Source organism: Streptomyces sp. NPDC050997 (assembly GCF_040660135.1).
Taxonomy (GTDB): Bacteria; Actinomycetota; Actinomycetes; order Streptomycetales; family Streptomycetaceae; genus Streptomyces.
The window spans coordinates 420,092-436,525 of sequence record NZ_JBFAGK010000004.1 but is presented as its reverse complement, the minus strand read 5'-3'; the positions used below and the strand labels follow the sequence as shown (position 1 = coordinate 436,525).

The 16,434-nt window shown below is 71.1% G+C and carries 15 protein-coding genes and 2 pseudogenes; 9 read left to right on the top strand and 8 right to left on the bottom strand.

Annotated elements, in window-relative coordinates; genetic code table 11:
- Positions 1-61 precede the first annotated feature (61 nt).
- Positions 62-916, bottom strand: a pseudogene (locus AB0H86_RS11945) (DUF3626 domain-containing protein); the annotation flags it as partial.
- Between the two features lie 85 nt (positions 917-1,001).
- Here AB0H86_RS11945 and AB0H86_RS11940 point away from each other — a divergent pair.
- The 3 genes from AB0H86_RS11940 to AB0H86_RS11930 all read left to right on the top strand — a co-directional run bounded on the left by AB0H86_RS11940 (position 1,002) and on the right by AB0H86_RS11930 (position 4,230).
- Positions 1,002-1,496 carry an FBP domain-containing protein gene (locus tag AB0H86_RS11940; protein WP_362436114.1) on the top strand — a complete coding sequence of 165 codons (495 nt, stop codon included), beginning with the start codon at positions 1,002-1,004 and terminating at the stop codon, positions 1,494-1,496.
- Between the two features lie 146 nt (positions 1,497-1,642).
- A complete protein-coding gene (locus AB0H86_RS11935) occupies positions 1,643-2,896 on the top strand; it encodes an aromatic acid exporter family protein (protein ID WP_362436112.1) in 1,254 nt (417 codons plus the stop codon).
- A 140-nt stretch (positions 2,897-3,036) separates the two neighbouring features.
- Entirely contained in the window at positions 3,037-4,230 is a 1,194-nt protein-coding gene (locus AB0H86_RS11930) for a lactonase family protein (RefSeq protein ID WP_362436110.1), read from the top strand.
- Here AB0H86_RS11930 and AB0H86_RS11925 read toward each other — a convergent pair.
- Together AB0H86_RS11925 and AB0H86_RS11920 are read right to left on the bottom strand one after the other, a co-directional pair.
- Positions 4,198-4,920: a DUF2470 domain-containing protein gene (locus AB0H86_RS11925; RefSeq protein ID WP_362436108.1), complete on the bottom strand. Its 723-nt coding sequence runs from the start codon at positions 4,918-4,920 to the stop codon at positions 4,198-4,200. The two genes, AB0H86_RS11930 and AB0H86_RS11925, sit on opposite strands and share 33 nt — an antisense overlap.
- 142 nt (positions 4,921-5,062) lie before the next feature.
- Positions 5,063-5,671 (bottom strand): helix-turn-helix domain-containing protein, encoded by a 609-nt coding sequence (locus AB0H86_RS11920; RefSeq protein ID WP_362436106.1) that lies wholly within the window; start codon positions 5,669-5,671, stop codon positions 5,063-5,065.
- A 106-nt stretch (positions 5,672-5,777) separates the two neighbouring features.
- Here AB0H86_RS11920 and AB0H86_RS11915 point away from each other — a divergent pair, with 106 nt between their 5' ends.
- The gene (locus AB0H86_RS11915) at positions 5,778-7,499 is read left to right on the top strand and encodes a cytochrome P450 (RefSeq protein WP_362436104.1); all 1,722 of its coding nucleotides are present in this window, start codon (positions 5,778-5,780) and stop codon (positions 7,497-7,499) included.
- Here the strand turns inward: AB0H86_RS11915 and AB0H86_RS11910 are convergent.
- Complete coding sequence (locus AB0H86_RS11910) at positions 7,461-8,291, bottom strand: pentapeptide repeat-containing protein (RefSeq protein ID WP_362436102.1); 831 nt, start codon at positions 8,289-8,291, stop codon at positions 7,461-7,463. The two genes, AB0H86_RS11915 and AB0H86_RS11910, sit on opposite strands and share 39 nt — an antisense overlap.
- Before the next feature lie 26 nt (positions 8,292-8,317).
- On the opposite strand from AB0H86_RS11910, the gene AB0H86_RS11905 reads away from it, so the two are divergent.
- From AB0H86_RS11905 to AB0H86_RS11890, 4 genes are all read left to right on the top strand, one after another.
- Positions 8,318-8,455 carry a hypothetical protein gene (locus tag AB0H86_RS11905; RefSeq protein WP_362436100.1) on the top strand — a complete coding sequence of 46 codons (138 nt, stop codon included), beginning with the start codon at positions 8,318-8,320 and terminating at the stop codon, positions 8,453-8,455.
- A gap of 62 nt (positions 8,456-8,517) precedes the next feature.
- Positions 8,518-9,720, top strand: a complete 1,203-nt coding sequence (locus tag AB0H86_RS11900; RefSeq protein ID WP_362436098.1) for a tyrosine-type recombinase/integrase — start codon at positions 8,518-8,520, stop codon at positions 9,718-9,720.
- On the top strand, positions 9,713-9,883 hold the full coding sequence (locus AB0H86_RS11895; RefSeq protein ID WP_362436096.1) for a hypothetical protein: 171 nt from the start codon (positions 9,713-9,715) through the stop codon (positions 9,881-9,883). The genes AB0H86_RS11900 and AB0H86_RS11895 overlap by 8 nt, the downstream gene beginning before the upstream one ends.
- A 98-nt stretch (positions 9,884-9,981) precedes the next feature.
- Positions 9,982-12,168, top strand: a complete 2,187-nt coding sequence (locus tag AB0H86_RS11890; RefSeq protein WP_362436094.1) for a tyrosine-type recombinase/integrase — start codon at positions 9,982-9,984, stop codon at positions 12,166-12,168.
- 107 nt (positions 12,169-12,275) lie between these two features.
- Here AB0H86_RS11890 and AB0H86_RS11885 read toward each other — a convergent pair whose 3' ends face one another.
- The gene (locus AB0H86_RS11885) at positions 12,276-13,091 is read right to left on the bottom strand and encodes a nucleotidyltransferase domain-containing protein (protein WP_362436092.1); all 816 of its coding nucleotides are present in this window, start codon (positions 13,089-13,091) and stop codon (positions 12,276-12,278) included.
- Between the two features lie 96 nt (positions 13,092-13,187).
- Between AB0H86_RS11885 and AB0H86_RS11880 the strand changes: the two are divergent.
- Positions 13,188-13,274 (top strand): annotated as a pseudogene (locus AB0H86_RS11880) (DUF5999 family protein); the annotation flags it as partial.
- 25 nt (positions 13,275-13,299) lie between these two features.
- On the opposite strand, the gene sigJ reads toward AB0H86_RS11880, so the two are convergent.
- The 3 genes from sigJ to AB0H86_RS11865 form a co-directional block, all read right to left on the bottom strand.
- Positions 13,300-14,199, bottom strand: coding sequence for an RNA polymerase sigma factor SigJ (gene sigJ / locus AB0H86_RS11875; RefSeq protein ID WP_362436090.1), 900 nt, complete (start codon positions 14,197-14,199; stop codon positions 13,300-13,302).
- A gap of 159 nt (positions 14,200-14,358) precedes the next feature.
- A complete protein-coding gene (locus tag AB0H86_RS11870; RefSeq protein WP_362436088.1) occupies positions 14,359-15,102 on the bottom strand; it encodes a PIG-L deacetylase family protein in 744 nt (247 codons plus the stop codon).
- A 288-nt stretch (positions 15,103-15,390) separates the two neighbouring features.
- Complete coding sequence (locus AB0H86_RS11865; RefSeq protein WP_362436086.1) at positions 15,391-16,416, bottom strand: LacI family DNA-binding transcriptional regulator; 1,026 nt, start codon at positions 16,414-16,416, stop codon at positions 15,391-15,393.
- Positions 16,417-16,434 lie beyond the last annotated feature (18 nt).

Below are 16,434 nucleotides of genomic sequence, written 5' to 3'. Positions count from 1 at the left end.
CACCGCTGGCCACACCCCTGGCCGCACCGCTGGCCACACCCCTGGCCGCACCCCTGGAGCAGGCCGTTCCGGCGCCTTCCGGGGCGCCGAAGCGGGCGAGGGTGTGCCACACCATCTTCAGGTCCTGGAGTTCGTGGCGCCCGGTGCGGGCCGCGTCGCCGATGATCCGCGGGTCGATGCGGCCGTCCTCGGCGATCCGGGCGCCCAGGTCGGCGTACTCCCGGCCGCGGTAGTCGGCGTGGCGGTACAGGTCGGCCACGGTGACGCGGTATCCGGGGTGCCACTCGACCGGGCAGGGCAGCAGTCGGGCCGCCGTCTCGACGGGTGTGCCGCGGTAGCTCGCGTCGAGGACGAGTGCTTCGACGTCCCGGTCGAGGACGACCCCGGCGTGGACCTGGGCCTCGATGTAGTCGTTGAGGGCGTCCTGGTCGTCCGCCTCGGCCAGCGCGATCAGCGACATCGCGGCCGCCACGCCGAAGTCGCCCGGCTCGGCCGCGCTGTCCGGGTAGCAGAAGGTGGTCCGGGCGAGCACGGCACCGGTGAGCCGGAAGTGCGAGGAGCCGAAGCGCGGGGCGGCGCCGACCACCTGGCGGCGGAAGTTCAGCGCGCCGTACACGGGACGCTCGGCGGCGGCCGCGTCGTCGTAGACGCCCCCGAAGATCCGGCTCTCCCAACGATGGCGGTCGCCGCCCGGGTGCGCGGTGAGCCCGCCGTTGCTGGTGCCGGTGACGAACTGCGAGTGGTACAGGCCGTCCCCGGCCAGCGCGCGCAGGATGGGCAGCCCGCGCACCAGCCGGTCGGGGTGGAAGTTCAGCGTGACGCGCGGACCGGGATCGAGGGCCGGCCCCTCGGAGAGTGCCGCCACATGGAGCAGCGCGGCCCGCGCCCGCTGTGATCCGATGTCCCCGAAATCCATTGGCTCTCTCCCCACTTGCCTGCGTACCGTAGCCGCGAACCTAGCCCTCCTAGGTTTCAGCCACAGGACCCCCCAGGAGACATCCATGAGATCACTCACCGAGCAGGACATCCGCGACTCGTTCGTCAACTGCTCGAAGGGGGAGGCCAAACGCCTGGCCACGCCCCGGGAACTCGACGAACTCCCCTGGGACCACCTGGACTTCCTGGGCTGGCGGGACCCGGGCGCGCCCGACCGCGGCTATCTGGTCACCGAACGGGTCGGGACCCTCGTCGGCGTGACGCTGCGCTTCCCGTCCTCGCGGCGCGGGTTCCTGCACCGCAGCATGTGCTCCCTGTGCCTGACCACCCATCCCGGAGGCGGAGTCTCCCTGATGACGGCCCGTAAGACCGGTCCGGCGGGCCGCGAGGGCAACTCCGTCGGCCTGTACATGTGCACCGACCTCGCCTGTTCCCTCTATGTGCGCGGCAGGAAGGTGCCCGGCGGCGGAGCCCGCCTCGAGGAGAGCCTCACCGTGGCGGAGCAGATCGCCCGTATGACGGACAACCTGTCCGCCTTCCTGGACAAGCTGTACGACTGAGACGCGGCCACTCCCGCGTCGACGCCCCGGCCGTGCCGTAGCCGTACGGCACACTGTGGCAGCGGAACGACAACCTACGCTTCCTTGCGGACAGTTCCGGTCATATGCGTACCTTCGGTACATCTATGGAAGGGAACAGCCCGAGGATGCGAGATGTACGGGAGTGGGCGGCACCCCTCGTGCGGTTCGTGAAACTGCACCGGGACCCGGTGGTCGTCCGGGCGCTGCGGTCGGCCGCCGCGGCGACGGTCGCCTATGTCATCGCGTTGCGTCTCAGCCCCGAGGCGGCGCCGCTCACCGCACCGCTGACCGCGCTGCTGGTCGTCCAGGTCACGCTCTACTCCACGCTCACCACCGGTATCCGCCGGGTGAACTCCGTGGTGGCCGGCGTCCTGGTCGCCATCGCCTTCAGCCTGCTGGTGGGTCTGACCTGGTGGAGTCTCGGGCTGCTGATCGTGGCGGCGCTGGCCGTCGGGCATCTGGTGCGGGTCGACGAGTTCGTGCCCGAGGTGGCGATCAGCGCGATGCTGGTACTCGGGGTCACGACCGTCGGGGACACGGCGTGGGCGCGCGTTTTGGAGACGCTGATCGGCGCGGTCGTCGGGCTCGGCTGCAATCTGCTGCTCGCTCCCCCGGTATGGGTGGGCGAGGCCGGTGAGTCGATCGAGGGGCTGGCCCGCCGACTCAGACAGCTGATGCTGCGCATGGGCGAGGAGGCCGCGGGCCGGACACCCGTCGAGCACGCGACCGAGCGCCTGCACGAGGCGCGCCGCCTCGACCACGACATCGTCGAGGTGGACGCGGCCCTGCGGCAGGCCGAGGACAGTCTGCGGCTCAATCCCCGGGTGCGCGAGGGACTGCTGCACCGGGTGGTGCTGCGTACGGGGCTGGACACCCTGGAGATCTGCACGGTCGTACTGCGGGTGCTCGCGCGCACCCTCACCGACCTCGCGAAGAGACGCGATCCCGACCCGCTGTTCGCGCCGGGGAGCGGTGCCGCCGTGGAACAGCTGCTGTCGGAGATCGCCGACGCCCTGGTCAGCTTCGCGGTGCTGGTCACCACGCATGTGAGCCTGAACGCGGACGCGGCGGAGTCCCGGCTGACCGCCGAACTGCGGCAGGCCGCGGCCACCCGCGACAAGCTGGCCCAGCTGCTCCTGGCAGAGGTCCAGCGCGACGCGAGCCAGTGGCAGTTGCAGGGCGCGGTACTGACCGAGGTGAACCGCATCCTCGACGAGCTGGACACCGAGCACCGCTCGCGGCGGCTGCTGGAGGAACTGGACCGTACCTCCCGTGAGCAGCGGGAGCGCATGCCGCGGCTCACCCGGCTGCGGGAGAACCTGCGGGTGCCCGAGCCGCTGCGCCGCGACCGCGGGATGTCCGAACGCCGTTCCGGCTGAGGCCGTTCTCCAGTACCGAGCCGGGCACGCCTGTGGCGAACGGTTGCGTCCCGTGCGATGCGAGGTGCCGTTGTTGCGCCTGACGGGTGATCCACGTCAAGGTGGCTGTCACGGCACTAGCGAGGACCTGAGGTGGAGACATGGACCGCGGCGGCTGGACCAGGCGGCGCTTCGTCGGCACCCTGACGGGGACGGCCACCGCGGCCGCGCTGCCCGCCTGCGGCACCGAGTCCGAGCCGACCGCCGCCTCCACTCCCGAGGCGAGCGCGAGTGGCTCGACCGCGCCGAGCACGTCCGCGCGTCCCACCGGCCCCCGGCCTCTCTACGTCGGCACCTACACCACGGTCGAGGGCGGCGGCACGGGCATCGGCCTCGCCACCTACGACGCCGGCAGCGGCCGTATCAAGAGCACCGGGACCCTCACCCGGGTGGCCGACCCCTCGTACCTCGCGGCGCACCCCGACGGCCGCACCCTGTACGCGGTGAACGAGCGCGACGACGGCGCGGTGACCGCCGTGCGACCGGCCGACCGCACGATCCTGGCGAGCCGGAGCACGGGCGGCGCGGGCCCCTGCCATCTGTCCGTGCATCCGGGCGGGCGCTGGCTGCTGAGCGCGAACTACGGATCCGGCAGCGTGGCCGTGCATCCCATCGACGCCTCGGGCTCGCTCGGCGAGCGCACCGACCTGGTCACGCACTCCAGTCCGGCGCCCGGGCCGGGCCAACAGGGCCCGCACGCGCACCAGTTCGTCACGAGTCCCGACGGCGGTCATGTGCTCGCCGTCGACCTGGGCACGGACACGGTGTACACGTACCGCCTGAACGAGCGCACCGGCAGGCTCACCGAGGTCGCGCAGGCCCACACCCGTCCCGGCGCCGGGCCGCGCCACCTCACCTTCCATCCGAAGGGCCGGTACGCCTACCTGGCGAACGAGGTCGACAACACGGTCGCGGTCTGCGCCTACGATCCGGACACCGGCCGCCTCACCGTGGGCGAGGCCCAGTCGACGGGCACGGGGTCCGGCACCAACTACCCGGCGCAGTTCCTGGTGACCTCGGACGGCGGGTACGCCTATCTCGCCAACCGGGGCCACAACAGCCTCACGCGCTACGCGGTGGAGGCCGACGGCGCCCGGCTCAGGCTGCTGGACACGGTGCCGGTGTCCGGCGACTTCCCCCGGCAGATCGCCTTCTCGCCGGACGGGAGGCTGCTGTTCGCGGCGAACCAGAAGTCCTCCACCGTCAGCGTGTTCCAGGTGGGTGCGAACGGAAGCCTCAAGCTCGCGGGCGAGCCGTTCGCCTCACCCGTCGCCGTCTGTGCGCTGCCGCTGTAGTGCCCGCGGGCGGGAGGCGGCGGCCTGGGTGAGCAGGACGTGCATGCGTTCGGTGAGCCGGGCGACGTCGTCGGCCGGCGCGTGGAACGCCAGTCGTACGTCGCCGTGGGAGCGGGCGCGCTCGATACGCAGCGTCACGCCGTGCCGGTCGACCGCGAGGGGCTGCACGCGGACCGCGCCGTGCAGGCTGTCGGGGTCGACGAGGCGGGTGAGCCGCTCGACCGCGTCGGCGTGACAGTCCGCGAGGTGGGTGAGCAGCCGGGCCTCGGCGGCGGCGAGCGGGTCGGGCGCGGCGGCGGCGAACTCGTCGAGGTCGACGAGGACCGCGCCGGACTCCCCGCGCAGCACCACGCGCGTGGCCCGGAACGCCATCGGGCCGCCCTCGGGAACGAACCAGCCGGCCATCCAGAGCCGGGCGCGGATCCGGCTGCGCACAGGGACGGGCGCGACATCGGCGAACTCCAGTACGGCCGAGGGCTCGCCGCGGGGCGCGCAGACCGCCGCCGTGAGCAGCTTGCTGTCCTCGGGCACGTCGAGGAGCACCCCGCCGTCCTCGGCCACGGTGTGCGCGCCGACGAACTCCTCGCGGCCACCGTCCCCGGTCACCGCGCAGGACCACGCGGAGGCGAGCACCGACCGGGCCCGTTCCGCCGCGGAAGGCGCGGCCGTCCAGCTTTGGCTGTCACCCATCCCAAACCTCCTTAGGTAAGCCTTGCCTAACTTATCGAAGATCGGCGACGAAGCCAACCACGGGGGGCCGTGAATCGGGTTCGCGCCTCTGATCGGGGGCGACCGGACACGATCGACGGAACGCGGTCGACGGGACACGCTTTCAGGGTGCGATGACCCCCAGCAGCGCCCGTGCGCACAGGTCCCGTACCTGGTCGTGGGAGAGGTTCGAGCCGCGCAACCACTCCAGGCAGACGGCCGTGGTGAAGGCCAGCCAGCCGCGGACGGCCAGGACGAGGTCGGGGCGCGCCTCGGAGAGGGGACCGAACTCGGGGTCCGCGGCGAGCGCGGCGAGGATCTGGCGCTCCTGCGCGGCAAGCGCCCGCCGGTAGACCCTGCGTACGGTGCGATCACCGGCCGCGTCGGCGCGATGGAAGGCGCGGTAGCCGTGCGCGTGGGCCCTGACGTACTCCAGGTATGTGTCGAGGCCGGAGGTGAGCTGCTCGCGGATCGGCATGCCGGGGACGGCCTGCGTCATGCGCAGCATGCGCGCGCTCTCACGTTCCACGACCGCCGCGAAGAAGTCCCGTTTGGTCGGGAAGTAGTGGTAGAGCAGCCCGCGCGAGACTCCCGCGATCTCCGCCACCTGCTCGATGCGGACCTCGTCGTACGGACTCTCCGAGAACAGTCGCGCGCCCACCGAGAGCAACTGGCCCCTGCGCTCCTCGGTGCTGAGCCGACGGCGCGCGCGCTCGCCCTGTTCCGCGGACATGCCCGCACTGTACTTGACCTCGATTCACTAGCCGGACGACACTGAGGCGCTATTGAACCCGTGTACAACATGGTCGACCTGCGGCTGGACCAAGGGAGATGGCGTCATGGCGGAGACGAGGACAGGCAACGGGCTGCCGACGGGATTCCGTGGCGCGGAGCTCGGCTGGCCGGAGCTGCACCGCATCCCGCATCCGCCCCGTCGGCTGCCCCTGCTGGGTGACGTGATCGGCGCCGGCGCGCGCACACCGCTGCAGGACACTCTCCGCCACGCCCGCCGGCTGGGGCCGATCTTCCGCCGCAAGGCCTTCGGCCGGGAGTTCGTGTTCACCTGGGGCGCCGATCTCGTGGCCGACCTGGCGGACGAGTCGCGGTTCGCCAAGCACGTGGGACTCGGGGTGGCCAATCTGCGGCCGGTGGCCGGGGACGGGCTGTTCACGGCGTACAACCACGAGCCCAACTGGCAGCTGGCGCACGACGTTCTGGCACCCGGCTTCAACCGGGAGGCCATGGAGGGCTACCACGCGATGATGCTGGCGGTGGCCGGCCGGCTCACCGACCACTGGGACCGCGAACTGACCACGGGCCGGGCGGTGGACGTGCCCGGGGACATGACCAAGCTGACCCTGGAGACAATCGCGCGGACCGGCTTCGGGCACGACTTCGGTTCCTTCGAACGCTCCCGCCCGCATCCCTTCGTGACCGCGATGGTGGGCACCCTCACCTACGCACAGCTCCTCAACAGCGTGCCCTCCCCGCTGCTGCTGCGCGGGGCCGCCCGTCGCAACCAGGCCGACGTCGCCCACCTCAACCGCACGGTGGACGAGCTGATCCGGGCCCGGCGCGCCGGCCCGGGCGGGGGCGGGGACCTGCTGGACCGGATGCTGGACACGGCTCATCCGGAGACCGGGGAACGGCTGTCGCCTCAGAACGTCCGGCGCCAGGTCATCACGTTCCTGATCGCCGGCCACGAGACCACCTCCGGCGCGCTCTCCTTCGCCCTGCACTACCTCTCCCGCCATCCCGAGGTCGCCGCCCGCGCCCGCGCCGAGGTGGACCAGGTGTGGGGCGGCGCCGAGGTGCCCGGCTACGACCAGGTGGCCAAGCTGCGCTACGTGCGCCGGGTGCTGGACGAGTCGCTGCGGCTGTGGCCGACGGCGCCCGCCTTCGCCCGGGAGGCCCGCGAGGACACCGTGCTGGCCGGGTCGCATCCGATGCGGCGGGGTGCTTGGACGCTGGTCCTGATGCCGATGCTGCACCGGGATCCCTCGGTCTGGGGCGCCGACGCGGGACGGTTCGACCCGGACCGCTTCGAGGCGAAGGCGGTACGGTCCCGGCCGCCCCACACCTACAAGCCGTTCGGGACCGGGGCGCGGGCCTGCATAGGCCGACAGTTCGCGCTGCACGAGGCCACGCTGGTCCTCGGCCTGCTGCTGCGCCGCTACGAGTTCCGGGCCGACCCGGCGTACCGGCTGCGGGTGGCCGAACGGCTCACCTTGATGCCGGACGGGCTGCGGCTGCGCCTGGAGCGGCGGCCCGGTCCGGCGACGGCCCCCGCCGAAGCGCACACGCCCGCTGCCTCCGCGTCGCCTCAGGCCCGACAGACTCGGCCCGCGGCTGTCTCCCACGGGCCGGAGGACCGACGCGCTCACCCTGCCGACGTGTCCCACGCGCCGGAAAACCAGCCCGTGTGCCCCGCCCAGGTGCCGCGGCAGGGTCGCACCGGCGACGCCTCCCCCGGGCCGCGTCCCGTGGATGTGTCGTCCGGGGCGGACGTGTCCGAGGTTCCGTCAGGGCTGCGGTGTCCAGTGCACCGGGCGGGTGACTGACCCGGGAAGCCTGGTGCCGGGCCCGCCCCTGGCCGCGTTCAGCTGGGGCTGGGTGAGGAAGAACGCGCCGGTCAGGTCCGCGTCCGTGAGGTCGGTGTCGCGCAGGTCGGCGCCTATCAGGTCCGCCCCGCGCAGATCGGCTCCGGTGAGGTCGGCGGCGATGAGGTAGGCGCCACGCAGGTTGGCACCCCTGAGGTCGGCGCCCCTGAGGCGGGCCCCCATCAGGTCCGCGCCCCGGCGGTTCTTCTTCCGGCCGCCCACCCCTGCCCGTACCAGCTCACTGGTCCGCAGCAGATGGACGTTCACCTCCTGCCGGTGCGCGCCCACGTCCAACGCGTCGAGTTCCTCCGGCGTTCCACGGGTGAGCGCCTCGGTCCGCTCCAGCGCTTCGCGCAGGTCGGCGTGGACCGGGCGGGCCGCCGGGAGGGTGAGGGCCTCGGTGAGATACCAGAGCAGTTCGTGGAGCTGCCGGACGACCGGGAACACGTCGACCATACGCCGGGCCCGCTCGCCGGGGCCCGTGCGCCAGTCCTGCCCGCCGAAGGTGACCTGCGAGACCTTCTGGCCCGCGCCGAAGCAGTCGTAGACCGTGCAGCCGTTGAACCCCTTCGTCCGCAGTTCGGCGTGGATGCCGCAGCGGTTGTCACCCTGAAGGTTCGGGCAGGGCGTTCCCGCCTCCTTGTCGAGGGCGAAGTCCGCCGACGCGGCGAACGGCAGGGCGACGCAGCACAGGCCGAAGCACCGCTCGCAGTCGCCGCGCAGGTCGGCCCGGTCCAGAGTGTGGTCTCGCATCCCACCAGCGTACTTACCCTCGAGCCATGCCCCGGACCCCGCCCGTCCGCGACGACAACTCACCGCTGGATCTCCGGCGCTGTGGGGGTCCCCTCATCCAACGAAACCGCCCGGACCACCAGGCCGCCGTCACCGTCTGGGCCCACCCCGAGCAGGGCTGGTGAGTTAACTGCACCTTCTTGGAGTCGTTGGGCACTGCGATGTCCGACTGCCCAAGGAGTTCTGTGTGACGTCGCATTTGCGCAATGAGCTGATGGAGGGGCGGGCCCGCTTGCCTCGCGTCGGCTCTGTCGTCGAGTTGGAGACCCAGCACCCGCCGTACGCCGTCATCGGCCCGGACAACGAGCCGGTGGTGCCTGTGGTGCCGTACCTGCGGGATCTCGCTCTGAACGACAACAGCCCAGCAACCGCCCGGAGTTACGCCAACGATCTGCTGCGGTGGTTCCGGTTTTTGTGGCTGCTGAATGTGTCCTGGGACAAGGCAACGGAAGGGGAGGTGTCGGTGATAGTGGGTTGGCTGCGCACGGCGCCGAATCTGCAGCGCCGCCGTACCCGACCAGACGCGCCGGAGCCGGGGTCGGTCAATCCGCGCACCGGCAAGCGGTATCTGAAGGCCGGGTACGCGCCCGCCACCATCAACCACGCCCTGACCGTGGTCGGCAGCTTCTACGACTTCCACCGCGACCTGGGCCGCGGTCCGTTGGTGAACCCGGTGCCGGTCTCCGAGGCGCGGCGCCGTGCCCTGGCACACCACAGCCCGATGGAGACCGTGCCGGTCTTTCGGCGGGGGCGGCTGCGCCAGCGCGTCCCGTCCACCGAGCCGCGAGCGATCCCGGACGCCATGTGGGACGAGTTTTTCGCCGCCATGAACCACGACCGGGACCGCGCGGCCGTGCTGCTTTACGTTGCCAGCGGCGCCCGCGCCTCGGAACTGCTCGGCGTGACCCCGGCGGACATCGACTGGCCTGGCCAGATCTTCTACGTCGTCTCCAAGGGCACCAGGCTGCGCGAGCCCATCCCGGCCAGTCCCCAGGCCCTGGTGCTGCTGGCTGCCTACCTCGACGCGATGGGCATGCCGGCCGCACACGAGCCGGTGTTCCGCACCCGTCGCGGCCCCGACAAGCCGTTGACCTACTGGGCGATGCGCCGCGTCATCCAGCGCGCCAACGACAAGCTCAAGACGAACTGGAGCCTGCACGACCTGCGCCATACGGCGGCCGAGAGGATGGCCAACGACCCCCACCTGACGCTGGTCGAGGTCCGGGCGATCCTGCGCCACGCCGACCTGGCCACCACCGGCCGCTATCTGCACGCCCGGGTCGAGGACCTCTTCGACGCCCTCCAGGCCCACTACCAGCGGCCCCGCATCCAGCTCAGCATCGCGCCCGGCTACGACGCGGACGACTTCAAGGTGGTGTTCGGTGGCTGACACACAGACCTTCACCACCCGCAACCGTCACTCCCACTACCGCGACAAGCCCTTCGTCCCCGCGCCCGCGACCCGGTTCGCGGGCGCGGAGCTGAAGGCGGCCCCGGCGCACTGCCAAGCACACCGCCGGGTCCCTTCGGGGATCTGTCCCGGGCGCCGGTGAGGGAGATCCTGCGGATCGTCGAGCAAGAAACGAAAGGGCGGCCCAACCCCGGGCGGCGGCGCCATGCCGTCCGGCGGTTCTTCGCGGTCCTGGAGGAGATGCCCGGGGCCACGTGGCAGGAGCGATGGCAGGCCAGCGGCTTCGATGGTGAAGGCGCCGACTCCGTCCGTGTCCTGGCTCGGGACGGAGACCGCATCGACAGCGCCGACCTGATCGCCGGCCTCAAGCTTGCCTGCTGCCTGCGGGTCATCCGCCCCTCGATCTCAGGTCTCCGCGCGAACAGGTTCGCCGAATACCCCGCTCTGTTCCGGAAGCTGCAACACGATCCCTGCCTGGAGAAGTTCTTCGTGGCGGCGGACTCCTGCGGATTCAGCCACGTGCACCGGCAGCGGGCGAAGTTCGACGTGACGGCCGCGCTGACCACGCAGGGCATCGCCCTGGACGACCTCACCCCGTCCGCATTCCTGCACTACGCGCTGGAGTCCAAGCGCCTGGGGCTCACGCACGGCTGCACGGACGGCAAGACCCGCTTCGCCGGCGTGGGCGCCTGGCAGGTGCTGCACCAGATGGGCCACTTCCCGCCCGGCACCCCGCCGACCCTGCGGGCCTATGTCTACCGCGGACAGCTCACCATCGAAGAACTCGTCGACCGCTACCCCATCCAGCACCAGGGCGTGCGGCAGCTGCTGATCGACTACCTCACCCGCCGCCGGGCCTCGACCGACTACACCACCATCACGGCCCTGGCTCGCCAGCTCGCGAGCACGTTCTGGGCCAAGATCGAGAAGATCAACCCGGGGCAGCAGGACCTGGCGCTGAGCCCGGAGGTCTACGACCAGTGGCGCGAGGCCATCAAGCGGTGGGACCGGGACGAGCGCCGCACCCGCGCGGATGATTCCGGCATCCTCCTGGCCGTCCGCGCGCTCTACCTCGATCTGCACAGCTGGGCCATCGACGAGCCCGAGCAGTGGGCGCAATGGGTCGTTCCCTGTCCGGTCCGGCCGAAGGAGCTCAAGGGGTTCGCGAAGCGCAAGCGGGAGATCCACCAGCGGATGTCCGACCGCATCCGGGTCCGCCAGCCGCTGCTGCCTACCCTTGTCGCGCACGTCGAAGGCCGCTACGAGCACCTGACGGGCCTGCTCAAGAAGGCCCGCGCCATCGAGCTCGGGGAGCACTTCCAGTACGACGGGCACACCTACCAGCGCACGGACACCGAACGAGACCGCACCTGGGCCAAGAGCCAGGACGAACCACCGGTCCGTGTCACCGACGAGGACGGGCAGGTCCTCAACGTCACGCTCACCGAGGACACCGCGTTCTGGGAATGGGCCGGCCTGGAGATCCTGCGGCACAGCGGCATCCGCGTCGAGGAGCTCTGCGAGCTCACCCACCTGAGCATCCGCCAGTATCGGCGCCCGAACGGCGAGGTCATCGCCCTGCTCGTCATCGCCCCGTCCAAAAGCGAGCGCGAGCGTGTCATCCCGATGTCCGCGGACCTGTTCCACACCATCGCCCAGATCATCCGCCGTCTAACTCCCGATGGTCGGCCGGTCCGCCTGCTCAACCGCTACGACCCGCACGAAAAGACCTGGTCAGAGCCCATGCCGTTCCTCATGCAGCGGCAGCACGGCACGCAGCGATCAGTGATCTCACCGACCACCTTCATCCACATGTTCGCCCGCAGCTGCGAGGAACTCGCCGAGTTCCACCGCCCCTTCGCCGACATGACCTTCACGCCACACGACTTCCGAAGGCTCTTCGCCACCGAGATCGTTAACGGCGGCCTGCCCATCCACATCGGCGCCGCCCTCCTGGGCCACCTCAACCTCCAGACCCTCCAGGGCTACGTCGCTGTCTTCGCCGAAGACATCGTCGCCAACTACCAGCGGTTCCTCAACCACCGCCGCTCGCTCCGACCGGAGATCGAATACCCCGAGGTCACCCCCGATGAGTGGGCCGACTTCGAGGAGCACTTCGACAAACGCAAGGTCGAACTCGGCAACTGCGCCCGCCCATACGGCACCCCCTGCAACCACGAACACGCCTGCATCCGCTGCCCGATGCTCCAGGTCAACCCCAAGATGCTTCCCCGTCTCGCGGAGATCGAGAAGGACCTCCTCCTGCGCCGCAAACGGGCCCAGGAGGAGCACTGGCTCGGCGAGGTCGAAGGCATCGACTCGACCCTGACGTTCCTCCGCGCCAAGCAAGCCGAGGCCGCGCGCCTCGTCAAGCGGCCCGTCACCGACCTCGGCATTCCCCGCCCCCGCCCCGAGGAGACGCAGTGATCCGCAACGAAACCCGGCCCTCCAAAGGGCACAAATCTCGCGGGCACCACACCAGCCGGTCGTGCTCGACCATGACAGGCTGGTCGACTACGTCTCCATGGCTTCCTTCAGGAAATGAGCCGCCTGCATACCTCGGCAGCCAGCGCGTCAGCGTGATCGAGCACGGCGGACAGAACGTCTGGAGTCGTGCCGGGCATGGCGAACAACCCGTGAGCGCGCACCGCGAAGTCCTCGGGAGCAGCCGGGAGTTTTCCAGCAGCCTGAACAGCTCCCTTTTCGTTCAGCACCCAGCAACCCGCGTGAGCATGAAGGCCCTGCACGAGAAGTCCCACCGCGCGGAAGAGGCAGCCGGCGACATAAAAGGCGTCTCCGCGAGCCGCTCCCTTGCGGGCGTTGGCCAGGGTGAAGGCGGCCTCCCACTGCGCGTTGGCGATCAGCGCCTCGCGCAACGGCTCCGGATAGCGGCGAGTCTTCTGTTGCAGGGCCCGCAGTTCGCCGCGGGGATCAGCGAGAACGCGTCCAACGGCCACCTCGCCGACATAGGCGTGGGAGTACACCCCAAGCGGGTGACCGGCCTGAATGCCTACTTCGAAGTTCCCCGCCTGGCACTCTTCCCAGATCCGGTGAACGCGGTCCAGATCGCGGTAGATCCAGTCGACACGGCAGCCGTCAACGGTCAGCCATGCCCCACCGTCCACCCACGGCCCCCAGCCGCCCGGTTCCGTTACTTCGACCTCATCGCCAGTGAGCTCGGACGCGAGGCGGCGCAAGGCGTCAGTGTCCAGCCGCGACCGGTAGTACAGACCCAGATCGAAATCAGAGTCAGGACGGTGTGTTCCCCTCGCTCGGCTGCCGCCCAGGCACACGCCAACCACTCCGCCGACGTCGGCCAACCGATCCGCAATCTCCATCAAACGATCCACAGCCCAGAGTCTGCAGAACCGGATCACTCACTGCGACCCCATTTCTCATCGCCCTCCGCCCTCGGGCCCACCCATCCGGGTGAAGTGCAGAGAAGGAACCTGCTCTGCGACGGCACCATCGTCTTCGACGAAACCGGTGAACTCCTGCCGGACGGACGGGCGGTGGGCCCGCGACGTATCCCGGGCATGCCGGTCGTGGGCGCCTGGGTCACCCGAGACCGAGTGTGTCGGGCAGGTCGAGGTCCGCGAGGCGCTCCGGGTCGGCCAGGATGTACATCTCGACGATCCGGCCGTCGGCGACGGTGACTCCCATGACCGACTGCAGCCGCCCGTCGGGGGCGTTGACCATGCCGACCCCTCCGTTGACGAGTGCCAACCGGGCGAACGGGGCGAACTGCCGGAACAGCATGGCCTGTTCGGCCACCGTCCGCGCCCCGCGCACCAGCTTCGACGCGGCCGCGCCGCCGACCAGGGCGCCGGAGTCGACCCGCAGCACGATGTCCGGGTGCAGCACCGCGAGCAGGGCGTCGAAGTCGCCCGCCACCGAGGCCGCCATGAACGCGTCGACGACCTCACGCTGCCGACCGAGGTCCAGGTCGGCCGAGGGAGTGGCCCCCTGGACGCGGCGCCGGGCCCGGCTGGCGAGTTGGCGGGTCGCGGCCGAACCGCGGTCCAGGATCGGGGCGATGTCGTCGAAGGGCACGGCGAACATGTCGTGCAGGACGAACGCGAGCCGCTCGGCGGGCTCCAGCGTCTCCAGGACGATCATGAGCGCGAGGCCCACCGAGTCGGCCTGGAGGACCTCCTGCTCCGGGTCGCCCTGGGCCAGCGGCCGGATCACGGGGTCCGGGACGAAGGTGTCGTCCAGCGGGTCCTCGCGGCGTGCGGTGCGCGAGCGCAGCAGGTCGAGGCAGACCCGGCCGACCACGGTGGTCAACCAGCCGCCGAGGTTGCGGATCTCCCCCGCGTCGACGCGGCCCAGCTTCAGCCAGGTCTCCTGGACGGCGTCCTCCGCCTCGGACAGCGAGCCGAGCATGCGGTAGGCCACCGCCTGCAGTCGCCCACGGTGTTCCTCGAAGCGGTCCGCCAGCAGTTCCGTCTCGTTCACGCCGTCTCCCATACCGTCCCCCCGTGTCCAGCCCGGTGCCGTGCGAAGGCCTGATGATCCAATCACGCCCGCACCGCGCCGTGAACGCCGTTTTCGCGCCCGGCGACCGCTCCTGATACCGCTGCGCCCTGGCGCACTTCGGCGTCCCCCCGCCCCGCACTATCGGCCGAAGACCTCGAACGCGACAGCCGGCTTCCCGCCGAAGCGCTTCCCGGTCGCGGCGGCGTTGCCCGTCAGGAAGCCGCGGACGTATGTCTCCGGATCCTCGTCGGTCAGCGCCTGGATGTAGGTGCGGTGTTCCAGCAGCGAGTGCACGGACCGCTCCAGGCCCGGCCCCGCGTCCACGGCATGGGTGGGCGTGCTGGAGCCCGCGACGGCGACCCAGCGGACGCCGTCCCAGGGCCGCAGGCCCTGCTCGCCGAGCTCCGGGAAGATCCAGCGGTTGCCCGCGTCGCCCGCCGCGTCCAGCGTGGCACGCCCCACCGCCACGTGGTCCGGGGTGTTCCAGGCGACCCCACCCCAGGTGTCCCGGTGGTTGAGGGTGATCACCAGCTCGGGCCGGTGCCGGCGGATCGCGGCGGCGATGTCCCGGCGCAGCGCGGTGCCGTACTCGATGGTCCCGTCCCGGTGGTCGAGGAACTCCACCACCGACACGCCCACCCTGGCCGCGCTCGCCCGCTGCTCGCGCTCGCGCAGCGGGCCGCACTCGGCGGGCTCCAGCGTGTCGATGCCGGCCTCGCCGCGGCTGGCGAGGACGTAGGCGACCTCGCGGCCGGCGTCGGTCCAGGCGGCGATCGCCGCCGAGCAGCCGTACTCGAGGTCGTCCGGGTGCGCCACGACCGCGAGGGCACGCTGCCAGTCGTCGGGCATGGGCTGGAGCTGAGTGGTCTTCGGCTCGGTCATGGCCGCAGATTAGGACCTGTCCGGCCGATCATGCCGCAGACGCGGGGTGTGGCACGCACATCTGCCGCGTTGTCGTCGGTCGCCGACGCTCCGCGTCGACTCCCTCCTCCGCCTTGCAGCTGCACGCACCACACCCCGCTCACCGGCGCTTAGCAGGCACCGCCGATTTCCTGCGACTTGATCGGCCGGACAGGTCCTAATGCGAGCCGACGGCCTCGGCAGGCGTGAGCGTTTCAGCGCGCCGAGAGACCCGGACCGGTTCAGCGCGCCGAGAGACCCCAGGCCGGTTCAGCGCGCCGAGAGGCTGGAGCGTCGGACCACCAGCTCGGGCTGGAGGACGACCCGCCGGTGCTCGTGGACCCGCGGCGCGCTCTCCGCCTCCGTCTCCTCCAGGAGGAGCTCGGCGGCCAGGGCGCCCATGGTGACGGCGGGCTGGCGGACCGAGGTGAGCGGGACGGCCGCGGCGGCCGCGAACTCGATGTCGTCGTAGCCGACGATCGCGAGGTCGTCGGGGACGCCGACGCCGGCCGCGTACATGGCCTGCAGGACACCGAGGGCGAGCAGGTCGTTGGCGCAGAACACGGCGGTCGGACGGTCGGCGAGGCCGAGCAGACGGGCGCCGGCGTCGCGTCCGGCGGCCACGTCCAGCCGTTCGGTGGGCAGCTCACGCAGACACTCCGGTCCCAGGCCCGCCTCGGCAAGCGCGTTCAGGGTGCCGATACGGCGGTCCCGGACCTGGTTGAGTCCGGGCGGGCCGCTGACGTACGCGAGGGAACGGTGTCCCGCGTCCACCAGGTGGCGCACGGCGAGCGCGCCGCCCGCCACGTCGTCGACGGAGACCGAGCACTCGGTGGTGCCCTCGGCGACCCGGTCGACGAGGACGAAGGGGATGCCGTGGCGCCGGAACGACTCGATGTTGCGGCCGGTCGCGTCCGCGGGCGTCAGCAGCACACCCCGCACCCGCTGCTCGGCGAACAGTGAGAGGTACTCCGCCTCCTCACCGGGGTTCTGGGCACTGTTGCAGACCATCACGCCGAGTCCGGCCTCGCGCGCGGCCCGCTCGGCACCGCGCGCGACATCGACGAAGAAGGGGTTGCCCATATCGAGGACGAGCAGCCCCATGATCCGGCTGCGGCCCGCGCGCAGCTGGCGCGCGGACTCACTGCGGACGTAACCGAGCCGGTCTATCGCGGAGAGCACCCGGGCCCGGGTCTCGGTCGCGACCGTGTCCGGGCGGTTGATGACGTTCGACACCGTGCCGACGGAGACTCCGGCGGCACGGGCGACGTCCTTGATACCGACCGACTGGGCCATCAGGCAGAGACCTCCACG

What these genes read in the sequence shown, in the direction of transcription:
- AB0H86_RS11940 (WP_362436114.1), top strand. Translation starts at nt 1,002, where the DNA reads ATGAGATCACTCACCGAGCAGGACATCCGCGACTCGTTCGTCAACTGC.
- AB0H86_RS11935 (WP_362436112.1), top strand. Translation starts at nt 1,643, where the DNA reads ATGCGAGATGTACGGGAGTGGGCGGCACCCCTCGTGCGGTTCGTGAAA.
- AB0H86_RS11930 (WP_362436110.1), top strand. Translation starts at nt 3,037, where the DNA reads ATGGACCGCGGCGGCTGGACCAGGCGGCGCTTCGTCGGCACCCTGACG.
- AB0H86_RS11925 (WP_362436108.1), bottom strand. Translation starts at nt 4,920, where the DNA reads ATGGGTGACAGCCAAAGCTGGACGGCCGCGCCTTCCGCGGCGGAACGG.
- AB0H86_RS11920 (WP_362436106.1), bottom strand. Translation starts at nt 5,671, where the DNA reads ATGTCCGCGGAACAGGGCGAGCGCGCGCGCCGTCGGCTCAGCACCGAG.
- AB0H86_RS11915 (WP_362436104.1), top strand. Translation starts at nt 5,778, where the DNA reads ATGGCGGAGACGAGGACAGGCAACGGGCTGCCGACGGGATTCCGTGGC.
- AB0H86_RS11910 (WP_362436102.1), bottom strand. Translation starts at nt 8,291, where the DNA reads ATGCGAGACCACACTCTGGACCGGGCCGACCTGCGCGGCGACTGCGAG.
- AB0H86_RS11905 (WP_362436100.1), top strand. Translation starts at nt 8,318, where the DNA reads ATGCCCCGGACCCCGCCCGTCCGCGACGACAACTCACCGCTGGATCTC.
- AB0H86_RS11890 (WP_362436094.1), top strand. Translation starts at nt 9,982, where the DNA reads ATGCCCGGGGCCACGTGGCAGGAGCGATGGCAGGCCAGCGGCTTCGAT.
- AB0H86_RS11870 (WP_362436088.1), bottom strand. Translation starts at nt 15,102, where the DNA reads ATGACCGAGCCGAAGACCACTCAGCTCCAGCCCATGCCCGACGACTGG.
- AB0H86_RS11865 (WP_362436086.1), bottom strand. Translation starts at nt 16,416, where the DNA reads ATGGCCCAGTCGGTCGGTATCAAGGACGTCGCCCGTGCCGCCGGAGTC.